We start from the raw sequence: 20,841 nt of genomic DNA, 5'->3' as shown, positions 1-20,841 counted from the left end.
CTAAACAAGGGGAAAACAGCGTGCAGGGCCAATTCGAACAACATCGGCGGGCCGCGCGCCGCCACTCGATAGTCAGCACGACGAGGCAATTTTTCCTGCTCTGTTGCGCGGCGGCATTTGTGACCGCCTGCGCGACGAAGCCGCCCGCCACCGCGTTCAACCGCCAGCTCACGCACGCACTCCCCGCCACCGCGGATACGCCGCTGCGCGAAGCGCTCGCGCCGTTCGAGGCGAAGCATCCGGAGCAGTCGGGCTTTCGCGTGCTGGCGAACGGCACCGACGCGCTGCAGATGCGCATCGCGCTCGCGCGCGCGGCGACCAAAACCCTCGACATGCAGTACTACATTGCCAACGAGGACACCACCGGCAAGCTGCTGCTCGGCGCCGCGCTGTATGCGGCCGATCACGGCGTGCGCGTGCGCATGCTGGTCGACGATCTGAACTTCAAGGACATCGACCGCATCATGGCGGGGCTGAACTCGCACGACAACATCGAGATTCGCGTCTTCAATCCGTTCGGCAGCGCCCAGCAAGGCATGTTCGAGCGCGCCACGAACGTGTTCACGCAGATCGGCCACTTCACGCGCCGCATGCACAACAAGGCGATGATCGCGGACAACCAGCTCGCGATCGTCGGCGGGCGCAATCTTGGCGACGAGTACTTCAGCGCCAGTGAAACGCTGCAGTTCCGCGACATGGACGTGCTCGCGGCGGGCCCGATCGTCGCCGAAGTCTCAGCGAGTTTCGACGACTACTGGAACAGCGACCTCGCCTATCCGCTGCGTGCGTTGAACAAGCAGAAATTCGACCAGAAAGAACTCGACCAGACGCGCGACGACCTGCGCCACCACTGGCGCACCAATGCCGATCCGTACAACGCGAAACCGCTGAACGCGACGCCGCTCGCCGCGCAGATTACGAGCGGGCAGCTCGGCCTCACGTGGGCGGGTGCGGAATTCTGGGCGGACCTGCCGGAGAAGATCGCGCATCCGTCGCCGGACTACGTGAGCCCGCCGCTCGCGCGGCTGCGCGAACTGATGCGCGACGCGCAGCACGACTTCCTGATCGTGTCGCCCTACTTCGTGCCGCACGCGTCGGGCGTGCAGGCGGCCGGCGAGCTCACGCGCCGCGGCATCCGCATCGCAGTGCTGACCAACTCGCTCGCGGCTACCGACGCGGTCGCCGTGCAGGCCGGCTACAGCCCGTTCCGGGTGCCGCTGCTAAAGGCTGGCGTCGAACTGTACGAATTCAGGTCATTCCAGGACACGCCGAACGTGGGGCTGGTCGGCTCGCGTTCGCGCGCGAGTTTGCATGCGAAGACTTATGTGATCGACCACCAGATTCTCGTCATCGGCTCGATGAACCTCGACCCGCGCTCGGCCAATCTGAACACCGAGCTCGCACTCGTGATCCACAGCCCCGAACTCGCGAATCAGGTCGCCGGCATCTTCGAGCGCGCCATCCAGCCCGATCACAGCTACCACGTGACGCTCGCCGACGCGGCCCAGCTCGCCTATCTGCGCTCGATCGGCGCGCCCCTGTCGCCGCTCGTCTGGACCGACGTCGAGAACGGCCAGACACGCACCTACATTTTCGATCCGCAGGCCGGTTTTTACCGGAATGCGCTAACGGGTCTATTCTCGTTATTGCCTGTCAACTCGGAACTTTGAGAAGCGGAGTCAACCATGACTGAAGACGTACGGATGGAGCGCGACACGTTCGGCGAAATCGCGGTGCCGAACGCCCGCCTGTGGGGCGCGCAGACGCAGCGCTCGCTGCAGAACTTCAAGATTTCGACGGAAAAGCAGTCGCCCGAGCTGATCACCGCGCTCGCCGTGATCAAGCGCGCGGCCGCCGAGGTCAACCTCGGCCTCGGTGTGCTCGACGAGCAGAAGGCCCGCGCGATCATGCGGGCGGCCGACGAGATCATCGACGGCAAACATCCGGACGAATTTCCGCTGGCGGTCTGGCAGACCGGCTCGGGCACGCAGACCAACATGAACCTGAACGAGGTGATCGCCAACCGCGCGAGCGAGCTGCTCGGCGGCGAGCGCGGCGAAGCGCGCAAGGTGCATCCGAACGATGACGTGAATCGCGGGCAGTCGTCGAACGACGTGTTTCCGACCGCGATGCACGTGGCTGCCGCGGATGCCATCGTCAAGCATCTGCTGCCCGCGCTGAAGACGTTGCGCGACACGCTCGACGGCAAGGCGAAAGCGTTCACCGACGTCGTCAAGATCGGCCGCACGCACCTGCAGGACGCGACGCCACTCACGCTCGGCCAGGAATTCTCGGGCTATGTCGCGCAGCTCGAGCACGGCATCCGGCACGTCGAGTCGGCGTTGCCGCATCTGTACGAGCTTGCGCAGGGCGGCACCGCGGTCGGCACGGGACTGAACGCGCACCCGAAGTTCGCCGACGGCGTCGCCGCCGCGATCGGCAAGCTGACCGGTCTGCCGTTCATGTCGGCGCCGAACAAGTTCGAGGTGATGGCAGCCGCCGACGCGCTGGTATTCGCGCACGGCGCCCTCAAAACGGTGGCCGCGAGCCTGAACAAGATCGCCAACGACATCCGCTGGCTCGCGAGCGGCCCACGCTGCGGTCTCGGCGAGCTGTCGATCCCCGAAAACGAGCCGGGCAGCTCGATCATGCCGGGCAAGGTCAATCCGACCCAGTCCGAAGCGTTGACGATGCTGTGCGCGCAGGTGTTCGGCAACGACGTCGCCGTGAACATCGGCGGCGCGAGCGGCAACTTCGAGCTCAACGTGTTCCGTCCGATGATCGCGCACAACGTGCTGCAGTCGGTGCGCCTGCTCGCCGACGGCGCGCACAGCTTCAACGACAACTGCGCGGCCGGCATCGAGCCGAATCACGAGCGCATCGATACCTTGCTCAACGAATCGCTGATGCTGGTGACGGCGCTCAATCCGCACATCGGCTACGACAAGGCCGCGCAGATCGCGAAGAAGGCGCACAAGGAAGGCACGACGCTGAAGGCGTCGGCGCTGGCGCTCGGCTATGTCACCGAGCAGCAGTTCGACGAGTGGGTGCGACCGAAGGATATGGTCGGACGCACCGCATGATGATGCGCGCTTAGATCTTTCCCTGCGCGACTTCTTCCGGCTTCAGCTCGACGATCGCGTCGAGCGCTTCCTTGACGTCCATCGCGTACCTGGCGAGGCGTTTCTGCTCCTCGGTCTCTGGCAGGAAGGCGGGCACCGGCACCGGATGGCCGTTCTCGTTGACGGCGACCATGACGACGAGACAGTCGGTGGTCTGCAGCAGTTCGCCGCCCTTCGGGTCGCCCGCGTGCACCGACACGTGGATGTGCATGCTGGTGCGGCCCGTCGCGACGACGCGCGCGCGCAGCTCGACCAGATTGCCGACGAGGATCGGCCGACGGAAACGGATATTGCCGACGCTGACCGTCACGCAATAGCGCCCAGACCATACCGCCGCGCATGCGTAGGCGGTTTCGTCGATCCACTTCATCAGCGCGCCGCCATGCACCTTGCCGCCGAAGTTGACCGAGGTCGGCTCGGCGAGAAAGCGGAAGGTGGTTTCCGAACGGTCCAGCGGTGCGGTGGGAACAGTGCTCATCTTGACTCCGGTCAATCGGATGCATTGAAAGGAGGCGATTATACGAGCGCAATATTGCGCGCGGCGCGGCGTCGATTGGGGACGCGGCGCGAAGCGCGCCGATGTGCCGACGGTGGGCCTAGTTGTGGACGCTGATCCCCGTGTCGACGGTGCCGTACATGTTGATGCTGCCGCTGCCGGCCGACCCCGAGCCGGCTCCGCCCCCCGCGCAGGCGCTGGACAGCAGAACCGCCGCGGCGACGGCGAGAAGAGTTTTCATCACATCGATTTCCTGCAAGGACAGGCTTCGATTCTAGCCTGGCGGCTCGCGACGATGCGCAAGCTCGGACCGAGCCGGACACGTCCGTCGCATCGATTGTTCACGCGAAGCTGAAACATCGAATACCCGATGCGCGTAGAGTAGGAATCGTGGCGGCGGGCTGTGCGATTGGACCGCGCTGCCCTGTGCCGCCCATTCAGGAGACGTGCCATGACCGCCCCCCTCTTAGACGACCAGAACCACTTCCCCGGCCTGAGCCGCATCGGCGCGCTACTCGCCGATCCCGGCCGCGCCGCGATGCTGTGGGCGCTAATGGACGGCAGCTCCCGCCCAGCCGGCGAACTGACGATGATCGCGGGGCTGTCGCCATCGGCGGCGAGCGCCCATCTCGGACGGCTCACCGACGGCGGGCTGCTCGCGCTCGAAGTGCGCGGCCGGCATCGCTATTTCCGTATCGCGTCGGCGGACATCGCCGCATCGATCGAAGCACTCGCCAACGTCGCGCAGGTCAGCGCGCCACAGCGCTCCGTGCCGCGTCCGGCACGCACCGTGCCGCTAGAAATGCGCTACGCGCGCACCTGTTATGACCACATGGCAGGCGAGCTGTCGGTGCGCATGTTCGAGCGCATGCTCGAGCGCGGACTGCTGACGCAAGACGGCGCATCGCTCGAAGCGACCGCGCAGGGCGTCGCCCGCTTCGCCGACTGGGGCATCGATATGGCCGCGCAGAAGACGCGACGGCGGCGCTTCGCTTGCACCTGCCTCGACTGGAGCATGCGCCGGCCGCATCTGGGCGGCGCGCTCGGCGCGGCGTTGCTCGATGCGTGGTCGGCGCATGGCTGGGTCGAACGGACCGAGCGGCCGCGCGTGCTGCGCGTCACGCCGACCGGCCATCAACAGTTCGATGCGTTTCTGGCCGGATAGACCGTTCACCTGCCGGCGGCCCGACGTGGCGAGACCTTTTGTTACACGCCAGCGAATCCACCTTACAAATGAGCGAGTCTTGAAACATAGGCGGCGGGTACAGTGACTGAACGGACCCGGCCCATTGCCATGTCCGTCGGAGATCAGTCATGACACACGCCACGCAGCCCGTGCAGCATGCCGGGATCCGCCGCCGGATGAGCGGCTATACGCTGCTCGCGGCCGCCGTCGCGCTCGCGGCGCAGAGCGCCCTGGCGCAGCAAGCGACACCCACGCCACAAGCCGCGGCGGCCGTCGGGCCGGGCGGCGACCCGTCAGTCGGCGACCCGTCGGGCGGCGATCCGCCGGGGCGCATCGCGCGGCTGAACTACACGGCCGGCGCCGTGACCACCGAGCCCGCCGGCGCGACCGACTGGTCGTACGCGCAGATCAACCGGCCGCTGACGACCGGCGACCAGCTATGGAACGACCAGAACGCACGCTCCGAGCTGCACATCGGCTCGACCGCGGTGCGCCTCGGCCAGAACACGAGCCTCGACGTGCTCAATCTCGATGACACGACCGCCCAACTGAAAGTCGCGCAAGGCACGCTATCGACGCGCGTGCGCGAGCTCGCGCCGGGCTCGTCGTATGAAATCGACACGCCGAACCTTGCGCTCGGCGTGAATGGTCCCGGCGACTACCGCGTCGACGTCGCGCCGGACGGCAGCAGCACGACCGTCACCGTGCGCAGCGGCAGCGCGATCGCGTACGGCGACGGCGGCCAGGTGCCGGTCGCGGCGGGTCAGCAGATCCGCTTTGCCGGCACCAGCCTGCAGCAGCTCGCCGACAACCGCGCGCCCGCTGTCGACGAACTCGACCAGTGGGCCGCCAGCCGCGACGCCACCGAAGACCGCTCGCTGTCGGCGCGCTACGTGTCGCGCGACATCCCCGGCTACGAGGACCTCGATGCCAACGGCACATGGCGCGAGACGCCGCAGTACGGCGAAGTGTGGGTGCCGAACGCGACGCCGGCCGGCTGGGCGCCGTATCACGACGGCCACTGGGTCTGGCAGGCGCCGTGGGGCTGGACCTGGGTCGACGACCAACCTTGGGGCTTCGCGCCGTACCACTACGGCCGCTGGGCCGAGGTCGACGGCACGTGGGCCTGGGTGCCAGGTCCGCTCGAAGCGGACGCGGCGCCGGTCTATGCGCCGGCGCTCGTCGCATTCGTCGGCGACGACGACGGCGGTGTCGACTGGGGTGTGAACCTGGCGGTCGGCGGGGTCATCGCGGCGGGTGTCGCGTGGTTTCCGCTCGGGCCGGGCGAGCGGTGGCAGCCGCATTGGGGCGGTCACGACCGCTGGAGCGCTGGGTACTACGACCGCGTGAACCGCACGACGATCGTCAACGGCTACCGCCGCAACGTGAACATCCACAACACATACGTGAACTATCGCGTGCCGGGCGGTGTGACAGCCGTGCCGGCGACAGCGTTCGTGCACGGTCAGCCAGTCCGACGCTTTTCGCAGAAGGTCGATCCGGCGCAGTGGCGCAACGCGCGGATCAACCCGGGCGCACCGGGGATCGCGCCGGTGCGCGAAAGCTTCGGGTCGGATCTGCGGCGCGCGAACTACCGGCCACCAGCGAGCGTCGTCGGCCGGCCGGTCGTCGCGACTCGCAATCCCGTCATGCCGGCCGCTTATCACGACGAGCTCGCGCAGCGCTTCGCGCAAAGCGGCGCTCGGGTGCCCGGCGGCGGCCAGCCGGTCGTGCGCACCGCGGTGCCGGCGCATATGACCGGCGCACCGAACGCGCTGCCGATGGCGAACGTGCGGGTCGTGCAATCGCATGTGCCGGGACGTCCGCCGGGGATGGCCGCGGGTGCGCCAGGCGCGCCTGGCGCACCCGGCGCAATGGGCGGTAACGGCCCGCATGGCGTCGAGCAGGCTGGCCAGCGTCCCGGCGAAGCCGGCGTCGTGGGGCCGCATGGCGAAGCGCCGCAAGCGCGTCAGGGCATGCCGCCGCAGATGGTCGGCAAGCCGCGTCCGCCGCAGCCTGGCGAGAGCGGGCTCGCGGGCAATATGGACCATCCGTCGAACGGTGTGCCGCGGCCGCCGCAAGCAGCCGGTGGGAATTCAGCCAACACGGCGGCGTACGCACGGCAGCGCGGCGCGCCGCAGGAATGGGGCGCGGTCGGCAGGTCTCAGCCGGCATGGACGCAGCCGCATACCCCGATGGCGCAGCAGGCACCGCGCATGGCGCAACCAGGCGGCCCGCAACAGCCGAACTTCGCGCAACGGGCCGGTGTGCCCCATCCGCCGGACAACCGGGCCGCGCAGCAACAGGCGCGTGTGCCAAACTGGCATCCGCCTGTGACGCAACAGGCGCCGCGCGCCGTCCCGCCGCAGCAACCGCGTCCCGAACCACAAATGCAGCAGGCGCAACAGCGGCGTGTCGAACCGCGTCCGCAGCCGATGCCGCAAGCCCCTCGGCCCGAACCGCAGTTCCAGCAGGCGCGGCAGCCGCATTTCGAAGCGCGTCCACAGCCGATGCCGCAAGCCCGGCCCGAGCCGCGTCCGCAGATGCAGCAGCCGCGCCCCGAACCGCGGCCCCAGCAGGTGCAGCAGCCACGTCCGCAACCCCAGCCGCAACCGCAACATGCCGAGCAGCACCAGGGCGGAGGCAATCGCGACGAGCATCACAAGAGCTAAGCAGGACGCCTGCCGTCCCGGCAACAATAAAGCCCCGCGATGCAAACCATCGCGGGGCTTCTGTTATTCGACGACGACGCGGGCGAGCGCTACCGCCCCGCTCCCACCGACATCAGATCGCCATCGGCGCCGTCAGCGGCTCGTGATGCCGATAGCCGACCAGAGAGAAATCCGCAGGCTCGATCGTCTCGAGCCATTCCGGCTCGTACACGCCGGTCTTCGCGTAGTCGGGCACGCGATCGGAAATCGCGAGCCGCGGACTCTCGTACGGCTCGCGCTCGAGCTGCTGGTGCAGCATATCGAGCTGATTCTCGTAGATATGCGCATCGCCGATGAAATAGCTGAACCAGCGCGGCGTATAGCCCGTCAGCCGTCCGACCAGATGCAACAGCGCCGCGCCCTCGGTCAGATTGAAGGGCGTGCCAAGCCCGACGTCGTTGCTGCGGATATACAGGCACAGCGAAATTTCGCGGCGCGCAACGTTCGGCAGAAACTGGTACAGCAGATGGCAAGCCGGTAGAGCGATCTGGTCGAGCACGGCTGGGTTCCAGGCATGGAACAGAATGCGTCGATCGGCGGGGTTCTGCATGATCGTGTCGAGACACTGGCGCAGCTGGTCGATCGCCTTGTAAAGCAGCACCTTCGAGCGGCCTTCTTCGTCGAACTGCGTGATCACGCGAAAACCGCGCGCCTGCGCGTCAGCGAGTTGCGCACTCGCGCTGGCGTCGAGCACCTTGTAGGCCGGCCACTTGCGCCATTGCACGCCGTAGACATCACCGAGATCATCCGGGCCCTCGCGATACGGATTGGCGAGCCACTGCGCGTTCTGATTCGCGTTCCCGTCCCACACCTTGCAGCCGAACTCGCGGAAATCCGCGGCGCTGCGCGAAGCACGCAGAAACCCGACCAACTCGCCGATCGCCGACTTGAACGCGAGCTTCTTCGTCGTGACCGCTGGAAAGCCTTGTTGCAGATCGAAGCGCAGCATCGCGCCGGGCATGCTGATGGTGCGGATGCCGGTGCGGTTTTCCTGCCACGTGCCGGTGTCGAGAATCGTACGGACGAGGTCCAGGTATTGTTTCATGCAGTTTCCTTCGGCGCGGCGCGAACCCGATCAGGCGTGCACACGGAATTGAGCAAAACCCGATTCTAACAAGCGCGACCGCACGCCGCCGGGGCATGGCGCGCCGCATGGGGGAATATCGAGGGAAATATCAGACGGAAAGGAAAACACCGCGGCACGCGATATACGGGCGGCAAACACGTGTATGCAAAAGTGCTTCGACGCGACGCTTGCCGGCTGGCGTCGCTGCGCCCGGAAGGCACAGTCAATCCGTCCGAACCGGCACAGCCCGAGCCCCCGGCGACGCGCCAGACCTTCACCTGCCACGTCGCCCGTCTCGCCGCTCGCCCGCGCCGCCTACAGATGCTGCACCGACGCCGGCAAATCGCCGTGCGGCGGCGCCATCGGCTCACCTTCCATATGACGCATGCCGTGCGAGCACAGCAGCCGGTACAGCGTTACTCGCGAGATGCCAAGTTCCTGCGCCGCGTCTCCGAGCCGCCCGCGATGCCGCAGCAACGCAAGCTCGATCGCCTGACGCTCGGCCGCTTCGCGCGCCTGCGCGAGCGACACCGGCACGATCTCGACGTATTCGGCAAGTTCGAGGTCGCGCGCGGTGATCGCGCGCCCCTCCGACATCACGATCGCGCGCCGCACCCGATTGATCAGTTCGCGCACGTTGCCGGGCCAGCCGTAGTTATGCAGCGCGGCGATCGCGTCGGGCGCGAAGCCACGCAGGCGGCGGCTCGCATCCTTCTTGAAACGTTCGAGCATGTGCCGCGCGAGCAGTTCGATGTCCTTGCCGCGCGCGCGCAGCGGCGGCTCGTCGATCTGCAGCACGCAGAGGCGGTGATAGAGGTCGGAACGGAAGCGCCCTTCGATCATCGCCGCGGTCATGTCCACGTGCGTGGCCGAAATGATGCGCACGTCGACGTCGATCGCGCTATGGCCGCCGAGCCGCTCGACCTTGCGCTCCTGCAGGAAGCGCAACAGGCTCGCCTGGCTTTCGAGCGGCAGATCACCGATTTCGTCGAGAAACAGCGTGCCGCCGTTGGCCGCCTCGACCCGGCCGATCTTGCGCTGGTTCGCGCCGGTGAACGCACCGCGCTCGTAGCCGAACAGCTCCGATTGCAGAAGATGCGGCGGGATCGCACCGCAATTGATCGGCACGAACGGCGCGTTGCGCCGCGCCGAGCGTTCATGAATGGCGACTGCCGTCAGCTCCTTGCCGGTACCCGATTCGCCGGAGATGAACACCGGCGCGTCGGTCATCGCGACCTTGCGGATCGAGCGGAACAGCGCGAGCATCGCGTCGCACGAGCCGACCATCTCGCCCTCGGCGCCTTGCGAGCCGTCGTGCGACGCCGTTTCGCTCAGCGAGATCATGCCGTACGCATGACCGACCGAGTCGACGATACGGTCGCCAGAAGACGGCACCGTCACGTAATCAAAACAGTAGTCGCGCACGAGCCGGCGCAACGCGGCGTCCTGGAGTTGGCCAGGCGTAGTGGCAGCGACCCAGCCGACGTTCGGCATGGTCAAACAGGATTCAAAAGCGGCGATTTCGTGCGGCTGGAAATCACTGGACAGATCGAGCAGGCCGCCAGCAGCCGAGCCGGTGCGCACTGCCCGGCGCGCATCGCGCGCCGATCCCACGACTTCGACATGCCAGCCACGCTGCATAAAACGCGTATTCAGTTCCGCGCTCGGGTCACGCGAAACGTAAATCAGTTGCCGCGCTGCGGGTTCCATTATTCAGATCCTCTCGCCAACGAACGTTAAGGACGACGCATGCACCTGAAATTGCGGTTCAGACACGCTGACTCGTCCAGGATTCGCGAATCGCAAAACCCGAACGGCCATTCCATTCCGTGCGGACAGCTGATCCCCAAGAAAGCGGCGTGTGTGTTCGAGACGGCCCGATATGGGCCTTTTTTAAATCTGAAGCTGTTTTCGAGAGCTTACTATACGCGCGCCGCTTCGAAAACAATTATGCGAATTTAATCGATTGACCCGTTGCCTATCAAGGCTTAGCGGCCGATCGCGATTTATTCAGCCGACAAATAAAGCATTAGTGGAAGCGCTTTTCGTGGCGTTCTCGCGACAGTATTTCGTACCTCGCGAATTAACGAATTACAGGTATTTTCTGCTGATCCGTTTCAGGGCTGCAACGTTTTTTCCCGATTTGGAACGCATTAGTCGTGTTTGCGCTGGTTGGCGCCAGACGTGTCAATGGATTGCGAGCGATGGCACATGTTTCGCTAATTGGCATGCACCAGGGAGACACATCATGCGACTCGCATTCCGCATCGATCTGATAAACCGCCGCGCACCATACTTCGCGATCTGCGCAGCTCTCGCGTTCAGCGCCCTGCCGGCGAGTGCCGGCACTCCGACAGCGCAAGCCGCCCCGGCGCGATTCGCCACGCTGACGGATTCCAGCGATGCCGCCGACCCCGCCTCCGCCAGCCTGCAAGCCACCGCGCCGGTTGCCGCGGAGGACGACAGCCAGATTGCCGCCAACCCGTCGACCCCGGCTGCCGATGCTGCATCCATGAACGATATTTCGCTCGACGACCAGATGCTGTCGCGGCAACGCGGCGGCGCGGTCGGCATGTTGATGGTCGCCGCGACGCCCCGGTTGATGCAAAGCGGCGGCAACCAGGTGACGTTGTGGGACGAGATCGCGCCACCCTCGCCGCTGCCGGTGCCCGTCGATGCCGCGCGCGCCGCCCAGGGCAACGTCGCGACATACCAGCGCAAGTAAGCAAGACGAAGCAACGAACAGACGGCAAATAACCAGGCAATGCAGGACCGGTGGCCGCGCGAGCAGTGACGCGCCCCACGACGGCGGGATACAAGTAACAAGAGAGAAGGGACCGGGACATGAGTACGAACCAACAGACGCCGCACGCCTTCGGGCTGCCGGCGGCGTCGTTCAGCAACACTCCCGCCTTGCCGCGCGCCGCTTCGGCCGGCACCGCCCTTCTCGCCAGCGTCCTCGTCACCGCCTGCTTCACGAGCCATGCCTATGCCGAGCAGGTTGCCAATCCGGGCGACCTCGTCGTCGAGCGCAGCGTCACGCCGCGTGACGCGTTCGTCCCCGTGCCGCGCGACCAGGACCCGGTCGCCGTGCGCGCCACCACGTTCCCGGCCAACTCGTTCGATCCGACGATCGCGACGCTCGTCGGCGACACCGATCTGACGAACGCGCACGGCTCGAACGGCGTCGCCGCCGGCGGCGTACTCGGCGGCACCGGCATGCAGGCCGTCACGCAGATCCTCTCCGGCAAGGCGACCGGCAACACGATCCCGCTGAACTCGGGCGGCATCGGCGGACCGGCGACGGGCGTCGGCGGCACGATCAGCTCGTCGGTGACGGGCGCGCTCGCGCCGCTATCGAACGTCCTCGGCGGCGCGCTCGGAGGTCTGAAATGAGCACACGCCTGCGCCCCTCGCCGCGCTCGCTGCCAATCGCTGCGGCACGCCCGGCCCTGCGCGTCTGCGCGTGCCTGTGCATGGGCGTCGCTGCGTTCGTCGCCGGCGCGGCTCACGCGCAGGCGCAAGCGGTGCCCATCGTCGGCGCCACCGCGACGATCGGCACCGGCGCGGGCATGGGCGCGACGGGCGCGCTCACGGTCAACGAAACGGCTGGCCTCGACAACGCGCAGGCCAACCAGATCACGGTGACGAACGGCGCCGCGGTCGGCAACGCGAACGCGAGCGTGCAAAGCGCGTCGGTGGCCGCGAACGTGCCGCGCGCACAGGCGTCGATCGAAGCCAATGCGTTTTCGAACACATCCGGCGCGGTGCTGGTGAACCAGTCGGCCGGAGCAGGGAATCTGCAGCGCAACAGCACCCAGATCGGGACTGCGGCGCTCGGAGTCGAGACCGTCTCGGATGGGGAGCTATCCGCGACGGCCCCGAAAAACGGCAGTCCGGGGCAGTCGAACGCGATTCACGGCGTGCGCGAGGCAAGCATTTCCAGCGATGCCTTTCGCAACGCGAACGGAATCGTGCAGATCAACCAGGCAGCCGGCGCCGGTAATGCCACGGCAAACAGTTTTGTGCTCCGTCCCCCGGCGGGCACTTTTTTTAACTGACCACACTTAAGTATCGGAGCGAATCATGAAGCGCACTCTTATTGCCACGGCCGTTCTCGTTGCCGCGTCCGGCAGCGTGCTTGCCGCGCCGCAGAAGGCCTACCTGTTCAATACGACGGTCGTCGGCGAGATGGTCGGCGTCGAAGGTCTGGTCGGACTGTTTGGCTGCGTGCATGTCTCCAGCACGGCTAACGCGGTGATCAACAACAATCAGACCGTCAACGTGAATGCGACCCTCGATCCGCAGGCGCAGACCTACACCAGCGGCAACGTGACCACGACCCTGAACAACAGCAGAACGTCGGTCAGGGGCGGCGGCTCGGCATTCGCGTTCACGACGCAAAACCATACGTCGTCGAGCTCGGGCTCGCAGGGCTTCGAAGCCTCCGGCGGCTATGCGTACGGCAGCCAGAGCGCGAGCGTGACGAGCGGCGGCTATGAAACCAGCCAGCAGGCAGCCGGCATCGCGGGCAGCTTCTCGCACACAAGTCAGAACTCGGGCGGCCATCTGTCGGCCGGCGGCTCGATCGGCGGCAGCTACAGCTATCAGGACCACAACACGTTCTCGCACGGCAGCGGCTCGTTCAGCGCCCGCGGCGGCCTGCAGGCCGGTTATCGCGAATCGAGCTACGCGAACTCGTCGGGCGTCGCCGGCGGCTTCGAAGCGAGCGAAGCGTCCGGGCAAAGCCGTTCATGGGGCTTCAGGGCGAGCGGAGGCTCCGGCTATGCGATGGTCGGCGAGCAATCGTCGGGCTACTCGCGCAGCCGCTCGTCGTCGAGCGACTCGTATGGCGCCGCCTGGGGCATCGACGCAGGCATGTCGACGACCGACGTGACGACGCGCGGCTCGATCACGCAGCACATCAACAACGAAGCTGCCGCCACGCTGAATGCAACCACCGGCACCAATGCAGCCAGCAACGTGTCGGGCAACCTCGGCATCAACATCGCGGAAGGCATCGACAACGCGCAGAGCAACGACGTGTCGCTCGCCTCGGTCGACGTCGGCAACGTGTTCGGCAACGCGCAGGCCTTCAACATGCAGTCCTCGGGCGGCAGCGCAACGATCCACAACTTCAATCTGAACGCGTCGGTCGGCAACGGGTCGCTGTCGGGTGTGACGGGCAACGTCGGTGTGAACATCGCTTCCGGTATCGGCAACGCGCAGGACAACGCGCTTGCCGGCGCCGTGACGACGACCTCGCCGGGCAAGGCGCTGACCACCGCGATGGATGCGACGGACGACAACTCGCAATCCGCGACGATGGCCGTCCACGGGCAATTCCAGGGCACCGCGAGTCTGGGTGCCGATACGCTGAAAGGCGCCTCCGGAAACATCGGCGTGAACATCGCCGGCGGCGCGGGCAACTTGCAGCACAACGGCCTTGCCATCGCGGCGCTGAACAGCGGCAAGTAAGCCGACGACGCGGCGAGCGCGGGCAAGCAGAAGAAGCACAAAGCAGTCGGAGGGGGCGCGCCGGCAGCCATAGAAGCTGTCGGCGCGGATCGGGCAGGAGACCAGCATGACCGGGTTCAAGGGGTTCCCGGCGCTACCGTTCGCCGTAGCGCTGGCAGGGTGCGTGCTGTGCGCGGATTACGCCGCCGCACAGTCGAGCATCGACACGTCCACGTTCGTCGGCGTGCCGTTGACGAAGACGGTCCGTTCGATGAAGGACCTGCGCTACAACCACATCGTCAATCAGCAATTCGATTACAGCTGCGGCGCGGCGGCGCTCGCCACCCTCCTCAAGTACGGCTACGGCATCGATATTCCGGAAACCGAACTGATTCGCCGGATGATGGTCTTTTCAACCCCCGAAGTCGTCGTCAAGAACGGCTTCTCGATGCTCGACATGAAGCACTTCGTCGAGACCATCGGACTGCGCGGCCGCGGCTTTCGCGTCAACGTCGAAGCGCTCCACCATCTTCAGATCCCCGTGATGGTCCTGATGAACATCGACGGCTACGAGCATTTCGTGATCGTCAAGCATGCGCAGGACGGCCGCGTGTTCATCGCGGACCCGGCGCTCGGCAATCGCATCGTGCTCGAAGAGGACTTCGCGAAGACCTGGAACGGTCTCGTGTTCGCGGTCCTCGGCAAACCCTTCAGGGAGGACTCACCACTGTTGCAGGACAACGAGTCGCTCGCGCTGAAGCTGCGCGCCGCTGCGCTCGCAGCCGGCACCGCCGCGACTCCCTTTTTCGAGTACGGCTTGAACAAGGCAGACATGTTCTGATCCCGCCATGAAGTCACACTTCACACAGCTTGGGTTCGTGCTCTGCGCCGTCGCCTGCGGCGCAGGCGGCCTTGCCCACGCTTCGGAGGGCGCCGCCTCGCCACCGGCTCCCGAACTTTCGATACCGCCCGAGCCAGGCGCCGCGCCCCTGCGGGTGCAACTCGTCGGCGACGACGTGCTCGCGACCCAGACCGGCAAATACGCCGGCGCGACGATGATCTCCGGCTTCGTGCTGAACGTCATTTCGCAATGGCAGTTGCCCAACGGCGCGAGCGCGCTCGCCCAGGGATCGCTGAGCGCGGTGCAGAACGGCCGCGGCCAGCTCACGAGCTCCGTCAGCACGTTCGCCAGCGTGAGCGGCGGCGCGCACGGCCATCCAGGCGATTCGGGCGCCAACCCGAATGCCCAGGCGCGCGGCGGCCAGAGCGTCGGCGTCAATGGCGTGTCGCAGGTCACCCAGGTCGCGGGCGATCGAAACAGCGGCACCAACGCCGCGCTAATCGACTTCAACAACAGCGCCGTGACGCTGACGGGCTCCGCCAACGCGCCGTCGGCATTGGCCAGCAATTCGACCGGCTCCGTGAAAGCCGGCATTTCGTTCGGCAGCAACGGCGTGAATGTGGCGCTGCAGACACCCGCTGGGCTCGCCACCCAGACCGTCGCGCCGAGCAACGGGCAGATCGCCCAGTTGCTGCAGATTGCAGGCAATAACCAGCAAGTCGCCAACGCCCTGCAACTGCATCTGCAAACCCAGCAGATGTCGGCTTCGATGCTTCGTCAGTTAGGCGTACTGCAGGCACTGCGAAACAGGAGATAGCGAAGCGGGCCGCCACCCGCCAGTTGCAGCACAAGCAGTAAAGAAACGGCCGCGCAGTCAGCACCGCGCGGCAGGACCACCGGGGGAGCAAAAATGAAAAAACTGTCATCGACCAGGGCGCCGCGCATGGCTCTCGCGGCCATTCCGGCCGCCGTCATGCTGTGGGCTCTTTCTCAGTCGGCGAGCGCGCAGGCGCTCGCCGGTCAATCCGTGGAGGACCGTCTGAACACGCTGATGCGCGTCGTCGACGAGCAGCAGCGGCAGATCCATTCGCTCGAACGGCAGGTCACCGAACTCGAGATGGCGCAGCGCGGACGCGGCGTGCCGGGCGCCGGCGCCCCCGCGGGCAGCGACACGGTGGCCGAGCAGCCCGGCGCCGACGGCCTGCCGGTGCCGCTGCCGCCGCTCGCGCAGATCGCCCCCGGCGCGCCCGCGCCGGGGGACAGAACCGGCACCGCGACCGGCGTGCCGGTCAATCCGCCGACGCCGGACGGCAGCAATGCAGGCAACGCCAGCGCCGGCGGCCTGCCCGCCGCCACCGACGGCAGCGGCGCGGTCGGCCGGACCCAGCGCGCGAACGAACCGGTGCGCACGCAGGCCGAGCAGGCGGTCGTGCAACGCGAGCATGCGCCGCTCTTCGACCACAAGCTGACGATGGACTTCGGCATCAGCGACACCTATTACGACCGTCGCCAGTTGCAGTTGTCGGGCTTCCTCGCGCTCGACGCGATTTTCCTCGGCAACATCAACCTCGGCCAGACCAAGTCGCACCAGGTAATGGCGGACCTCGACACGCGCTACGGGGTGTCCGACCGCATCAATGTCGACGTCGACGTGCCGTACGTGTATCGGCGCAGCACCTTCATCGTCGGCGGCGCGGGCGGCGCGGCGAGCACGCTGTCGGACGCGACGGTGTCGAGTCACGATATCGGCGACGTGAACTTCGGCATCTACTACCAGTTCCTCAGGGAAACCAATGCCTTGCCGGACGTGGTCGGCAGTTTGCGCGTGAAGGCGCCGACCGGCAGCTCGCCGTTCGGCGAAAAAGTCGTGCAGCTCGACGCGGACAACACCAACCTCGTCGCGCCGACCAGACTGCCGACCGGCACCGGCTTCTGGAACATCACGGCGGGTCTGTCGGTGCTGAAGACCTACGACCCGGTCGTGCTGTTCGGCAGCGTTTCCTATACCTACAACCTTGCGCGTTCGTTCGCGGACATCTCGTCGGTGCAGGGACAAACCGAACCGGCGACGGTCAAGCTCGGCGATATCGTGCAGTTCGGCGGAGGCGTCGCGCTCGCGTTCTCCGACAAGGATTCGGCCAGCGTGTCGTTCACGATGGCGCTCGAACCCGCGTCGCAGACCAAGTCGCCGGGCGGCAGCTATCAGAAGGTGCCGGGCAGCGAAACCACGGCCGCGGCGATGAATTTTGGCCTGAACCACGTCGTAAACAAGCATCTGACCATCAACGGCTCGGTATCGATCGGACTCACACCCGACGCGCCGAACTTCGTGGTCGGCATGCGCTTTCCGTACACCTTCTGACGTGCCAACGATACGAGGTCGAACGTGCGTGAATCACCTCATCTGACCAGTGTGGCTTCCGTCGCGGCAGCGGGATCGCATCTATCGCTCGCGGTGCCGAAGCAGCGCGCCGCGGTGCGCGGCGTCGAGCGACAGCTGCTGTACGTCGCGCGCACGCCCGACGAAACGCTGATCGCGCATCTGAAAAGCCGCGGCTGGCAGGTCGCGGCGGCGCGCTCGGCGCACGAACTCGGGCGGCTCGTGAAGCCTGACATCGCATGCGCGGGGATCGTCGATCTGGCGAGCTTCGCGCTGCGCGACATCGGCGGGCTCGAGGCGAGCCTGCGTCAGCAGCAGATCGGCTGGATCGCGCTGGCGACCAACGAGCGGCTCGACGATCCGCTCGTGCGACGCCTCGTGCGCCACTACTGCTTCGACTTCGTGAAGCTGCCCGTCGCGCACGCCACGATCGACTATCTGGCCGGCCACGCGTTCGGCATGGTCGCGCTGTGCGACCCGGAACTTCCGCCGCCCGTCAGCGAAGCGGGCGACGAGGAAATGGTCGGCACCTGCGAGGCGATGCAACAGCTTTTTCGCACGATCCGCAAGGTCGCGAACACCGACGCGAGCGTGTTCATCGCGGGCGAATCGGGCACTGGCAAGGAGCTGACCGCGCTCGCGATCCACGAGCGCTCGCCGCGCCGCAAGGCGCCTTTCACGCCGATCAACTGCGGCGCGATCCCGCATCATCTACTTCAATCCGAACTGTTCGGCTACGAGCGCGGTGCCTTTACCGGCGCGAATCAGCGCAAGATCGGCCGCGTCGAGGCGGCAGACGGCGGCACGCTGTTTCTCGACGAGATCGGCGATCTGCCGCTCGAAAGCCAGGCGAGCCTGCTGCGCTTTCTGCAGGAAGGCAAGATCGAGCGGCTCGGCGGACGCGAATCGATTCCGGTCGACGTGCGCATCATCTCGGCGACCCACGTCGATCTCGACGGCGCGATGCGCGAGGGCCAGTTCCGTGCGGATCTGTTTCATCGCCTGTGCGTGCTGCGCGTCGATGAGCCGCCGCTGCGCGCGCGGGGGCGGGACATCGAGATTCTCGCGTACCACATGCTGCACAAGTTCAAGACCGACAACGCGCGCAAGATTCGCGGCTTCACGCCGTCGGCGATCGAGGCGCTCTACAACTACAACTGGCCCGGCAACGTGCGCGAGCTGATCAACCGCGTGCGCCGCGCGATCGTGATGGCCGAGAACAAGCTGATCTCGGCCGACGATCTCGACCTCGCGGGCTACACCGAGCAGGAAAGCATGACGCTCACGCAGGCGCGCGAGGCTGCCGAGAAGCGCGCGATCGAGGCCGCGCTGCTGCGCCATCGGCACCGGTTGAACGAGGCGGCGGTGGATCTGAACATTTCCCGCGTGACGCTGTATCGGCTGATGGGCGTGCACGGCTTGCGCGAACCGGGCAGCGCCGACGACAAGGGAGCGCTCCCCGCGGACGGGCCGGCGCGGGCGTGAGCGGCGGGCACGCGTCGGTGTGGATCGACGGCTCGGGTAGAATCGCCCGGTTACCCTCCTCTTTCCATTCGATGACGACGCTCACCCTGATCGTCGCTCGCGCCAGCAACGGCGTGATCGGCCGCGACAACCAGTTGCCCTGGCGACTGCCCGAAGACCTCAAATTCTTCAAGCGCACGACGATGGGCGCGCCCATCATCATGGGCCGCAAAACGCATGAATCGATCGGCCGGCCACTGCCGGGACGCCGCAACATAGTCGTCACGCGCGATGCCTCGCGACGCTTTCAGGGCTGCGACACCGCGACCAATCTCGACGAAGCGCTCGCGCTCGCCGCGCAGGACCAGGCGCCGCAGGCGTTTCTGATCGGCGGCGCAGAGCTCTACGACGAAGGGCTGCGCCATGCGGACAAGCTGATCGTCACCGAAATCGCCGCCGACTTCGACGGCGACGCGACCTTCCCCGCGATCGACCCGCAGGTGTGGGAAGAAATCGCGCGCGAAGCGCATCACTCGAATGCGCCCAACGACTTAGATTACGCATTCGTCACGTATCAGCGCAAGGACGTCTGACGGCGCGCGCCGCGCAAGCGATAAAAAACGCCACGCAACGTTCAGTTGCGTGGCATTTTCGTTTGATGCGGGGCTGCGTTGGAACGAGCCGTGCGGCTTACTGCCCCGCGATCGTCATCCGCTCGATCAGCACCGAGCCGGTCTGCTTGGTGCCGCGCGTGATCGTATCCGCGCCGACCGCGACGATATGGCGGAACATCTCCTGCAGCGTGCTCGCGACCGTGATTTCCTCGACCGGATACTGGATCTTGCCGTTCTCGACCCAGAAACCCGACGCGCCGCGCGAGTAGTCGCCGGTCACGTAATTGACGCCCTGCCCCATCAGCTCGGTCAGCAGCAGACCCGTGCCGAGCTTCTTCAGCATCGCCTCGAAGTCGTCCTCGGGGCGCGTGTTCGAACTGAGCAGCGACAGGTTGTGCGAGCCGCCCGCGTTGCCGGTGGTCTTCATGCCGAGCTTGCGCGCCGAGTAGGTGGACAGGAAGTAGCCCTCGACGACGCCGTCCTTCACGACCGAGCGCTGGCGCGTGCGCACGCCTTCCTCGTCGAACGGCGCGCTGCCCATCGCGCGCGCGACGTGCGGGTCTTCGACCACCTGCACGTGCGGCGCGAACACCGGCTTGCCGAGGCTGTCGACCAGAAACGAAGTCTTGCGATACAGCGCGCCGCCGCTCGTCGCCTGCACGAATGCGCCGAGCAGGCCCGCCGCGAGCGGCGCCTCGAACAGCACCGGCACCTTGCGCGTGTCGAGGCCGCGCGCGCCGATGCGCGCGAGCGCGCGCTGCGCCGCGTAACGACCGACCGCTTCGGGATCGGCGAGTTCGTCGGCGCTGCGCGTCGACGTGTACCAGTCGTCGCGCTGCATGTTGCGGCCGCTGCCGGCGATCGGCGCGCACGCGACGTAGTGGCGCGAATACGGATAGCCGGCGAGGAAGCCGCGCGAGGTCGCCAGCACGAACTGCGAGTGCTGTGCCGACACGCTCGCGCCTTCCGAGTTCTTGATCTGCGGATCGGTCGCGAACGCGGCGTCTTCGGCGCGGCGCGCGATTTCGACCGCTTCGTCGGCGGACAGATTCCACGGGTGGTACAGATCGAGGTCGCGCGGCGCGGTTTCGAGCAGCTCCGCTTCGGCGAGGCCCGCGCAATTGTCTTCGGCGGTGAAGCGCGCGATGTTGTAGGCGGCCGCGACCGTGTCCTTCAATGCCTGCGGCGAGAAGTCCGAGGTGCTCGCGTTACCGCGTTTGTTGCCGATAAACACCGTCACGCCGACCATCTTGTCGCGGTTGTGCTCGATCGTCTCGACTTCGCCGCGCCGTACCGAGACGGACAGGCCGTCGCCTTCGGAGATTTCGGTCGCGGCGTCGGTGCCGCCGAGCGCCTTCGCGTGACGAAGGATGTCCGAGGCGATTTCCTTCAGCTCATCCTGGGTATGCGGAAAAAAGCGCTGCTTGACGTCCATGTCTGCTGCCATTGTGGTTGCCGTCCTGTTGGGGCCGCGCGGCCCTGGGTATGCACACCGTATTCGGGG

18 protein-coding genes are annotated in these 20,841 nt (G+C 66.5%); 13 read left to right on the top strand and 5 right to left on the bottom strand.

The genetic code is table 11. The features are described 5' to 3' along the window. The first annotated feature begins 68 nt into the window (after window positions 1–68). Together HDG37_RS12225 and fumC are read left to right on the top strand one after the other, a co-directional pair. Window positions 69–1,670: a phospholipase D family protein gene (locus tag HDG37_RS12225; RefSeq protein WP_184048119.1), complete on the top strand. Its 1,602-nt coding sequence runs from the start codon at window positions 69–71 to the stop codon at window positions 1,668–1,670. Window positions 1,671–1,685: 15 nt separating this feature from the next. Then, entirely contained in the window at window positions 1,686–3,083 is a 1,398-nt protein-coding gene (fumC, locus tag HDG37_RS12220; protein ID WP_184047515.1) for a class II fumarate hydratase, read from the top strand. A 10-nt stretch (window positions 3,084–3,093) separates the two neighbouring features. On the opposite strand, the gene HDG37_RS12215 is transcribed toward fumC, so the two are convergent. After that, on the bottom strand, window positions 3,094–3,600 hold the full coding sequence (locus tag HDG37_RS12215) for an acyl-CoA thioesterase (RefSeq protein WP_176105428.1): 507 nt from the start codon (window positions 3,598–3,600) through the stop codon (window positions 3,094–3,096). A 118-nt stretch (window positions 3,601–3,718) separates the two neighbouring features. Beyond that, complete coding sequence (locus HDG37_RS12210; RefSeq protein ID WP_167368602.1) at window positions 3,719–3,859, bottom strand: hypothetical protein; 141 nt, start codon at window positions 3,857–3,859, stop codon at window positions 3,719–3,721. Window positions 3,860–4,069: 210 nt separating this feature from the next. Here HDG37_RS12210 and HDG37_RS12205 point away from each other — a divergent pair, with 210 nt between their 5' ends. After that, complete coding sequence (locus tag HDG37_RS12205) at window positions 4,070–4,783, top strand: helix-turn-helix transcriptional regulator (RefSeq protein ID WP_184047512.1); 714 nt, start codon at window positions 4,070–4,072, stop codon at window positions 4,781–4,783. A 149-nt stretch (window positions 4,784–4,932) separates the two neighbouring features. Next, window positions 4,933–7,476, top strand: coding sequence for a DUF6600 domain-containing protein (locus HDG37_RS12200; RefSeq protein WP_184047509.1), 2,544 nt, complete (start codon window positions 4,933–4,935; stop codon window positions 7,474–7,476). Window positions 7,477–7,588: 112 nt separating this feature from the next. Here the strand turns inward: HDG37_RS12200 and HDG37_RS12195 are convergent, their stop codons facing one another. Both HDG37_RS12195 and HDG37_RS12190 read right to left on the bottom strand, forming a co-directional pair. Further along, complete coding sequence (locus tag HDG37_RS12195; RefSeq protein ID WP_184047506.1) at window positions 7,589–8,560, bottom strand: thymidylate synthase; 972 nt, start codon at window positions 8,558–8,560, stop codon at window positions 7,589–7,591. A 336-nt stretch (window positions 8,561–8,896) separates the two neighbouring features. Then, entirely contained in the window at window positions 8,897–10,291 is a 1,395-nt protein-coding gene (locus HDG37_RS12190) for a sigma-54 dependent transcriptional regulator (RefSeq protein ID WP_184047503.1), read from the bottom strand. Window positions 10,292–10,829: 538 nt separating this feature from the next. On the opposite strand from HDG37_RS12190, the gene HDG37_RS12185 reads away from it, so the two are divergent. The 9 genes from HDG37_RS12185 (at window position 10,830) to HDG37_RS12145 (ending at window position 19,316) form a co-directional block, all read left to right on the top strand. Continuing rightward, window positions 10,830–11,306: a hypothetical protein gene (locus HDG37_RS12185; RefSeq protein WP_184047500.1), complete on the top strand. Its 477-nt coding sequence runs from the start codon at window positions 10,830–10,832 to the stop codon at window positions 11,304–11,306. Window positions 11,307–11,425: 119 nt separating this feature from the next. Further along, on the top strand, window positions 11,426–11,977 hold the full coding sequence (locus tag HDG37_RS12180) for a hypothetical protein (RefSeq protein WP_184047498.1): 552 nt from the start codon (window positions 11,426–11,428) through the stop codon (window positions 11,975–11,977). After that, window positions 11,974–12,642, top strand: a complete 669-nt coding sequence (locus tag HDG37_RS12175; RefSeq protein ID WP_184047495.1) for a hypothetical protein — start codon at window positions 11,974–11,976, stop codon at window positions 12,640–12,642. Before HDG37_RS12180 ends, HDG37_RS12175 begins: the two co-directional genes overlap by 4 nt. Before the next feature lie 25 nt (window positions 12,643–12,667). Next, window positions 12,668–14,059, top strand: coding sequence for a hypothetical protein (locus HDG37_RS12170; protein WP_184047493.1), 1,392 nt, complete (start codon window positions 12,668–12,670; stop codon window positions 14,057–14,059). A 106-nt stretch (window positions 14,060–14,165) separates the two neighbouring features. Continuing rightward, window positions 14,166–14,879 carry a C39 family peptidase gene (locus tag HDG37_RS12165; RefSeq protein WP_184047490.1) on the top strand — a complete coding sequence of 238 codons (714 nt, stop codon included), beginning with the start codon at window positions 14,166–14,168 and terminating at the stop codon, window positions 14,877–14,879. Window positions 14,880–14,886: 7 nt separating this feature from the next. Next, a complete protein-coding gene (locus tag HDG37_RS12160) occupies window positions 14,887–15,696 on the top strand; it encodes a peptidase C39 (RefSeq protein ID WP_184047487.1) in 810 nt (269 codons plus the stop codon). Window positions 15,697–15,789: 93 nt separating this feature from the next. Continuing rightward, a complete protein-coding gene (locus tag HDG37_RS12155) occupies window positions 15,790–17,241 on the top strand; it encodes a hypothetical protein (protein WP_184047485.1) in 1,452 nt (483 codons plus the stop codon). A 24-nt stretch (window positions 17,242–17,265) separates the two neighbouring features. Continuing rightward, a complete protein-coding gene (locus HDG37_RS12150; RefSeq protein WP_184047482.1) occupies window positions 17,266–18,744 on the top strand; it encodes a sigma-54 dependent transcriptional regulator in 1,479 nt (492 codons plus the stop codon). 71 nt (window positions 18,745–18,815) lie between these two features. Further along, window positions 18,816–19,316, top strand: coding sequence for a dihydrofolate reductase (locus HDG37_RS12145; protein ID WP_184048116.1), 501 nt, complete (start codon window positions 18,816–18,818; stop codon window positions 19,314–19,316). A 97-nt stretch (window positions 19,317–19,413) separates the two neighbouring features. Here HDG37_RS12145 and pmbA read toward each other — a convergent pair whose 3' ends face one another. After that, window positions 19,414–20,784 (bottom strand): metalloprotease PmbA, encoded by a 1,371-nt coding sequence (pmbA, locus tag HDG37_RS12140; protein WP_184047479.1) that lies wholly within the window; start codon window positions 20,782–20,784, stop codon window positions 19,414–19,416. Window positions 20,785–20,841: the final 57 nt, after the last annotated feature.

The organism is Paraburkholderia sp. MM5384-R2 (assembly GCF_014201025.1).
Lineage (GTDB): Bacteria > Pseudomonadota > Gammaproteobacteria > Burkholderiales > Burkholderiaceae > Paraburkholderia > Paraburkholderia tuberum.
This window is presented reverse-complemented; position numbering and strand designations above follow the sequence as displayed.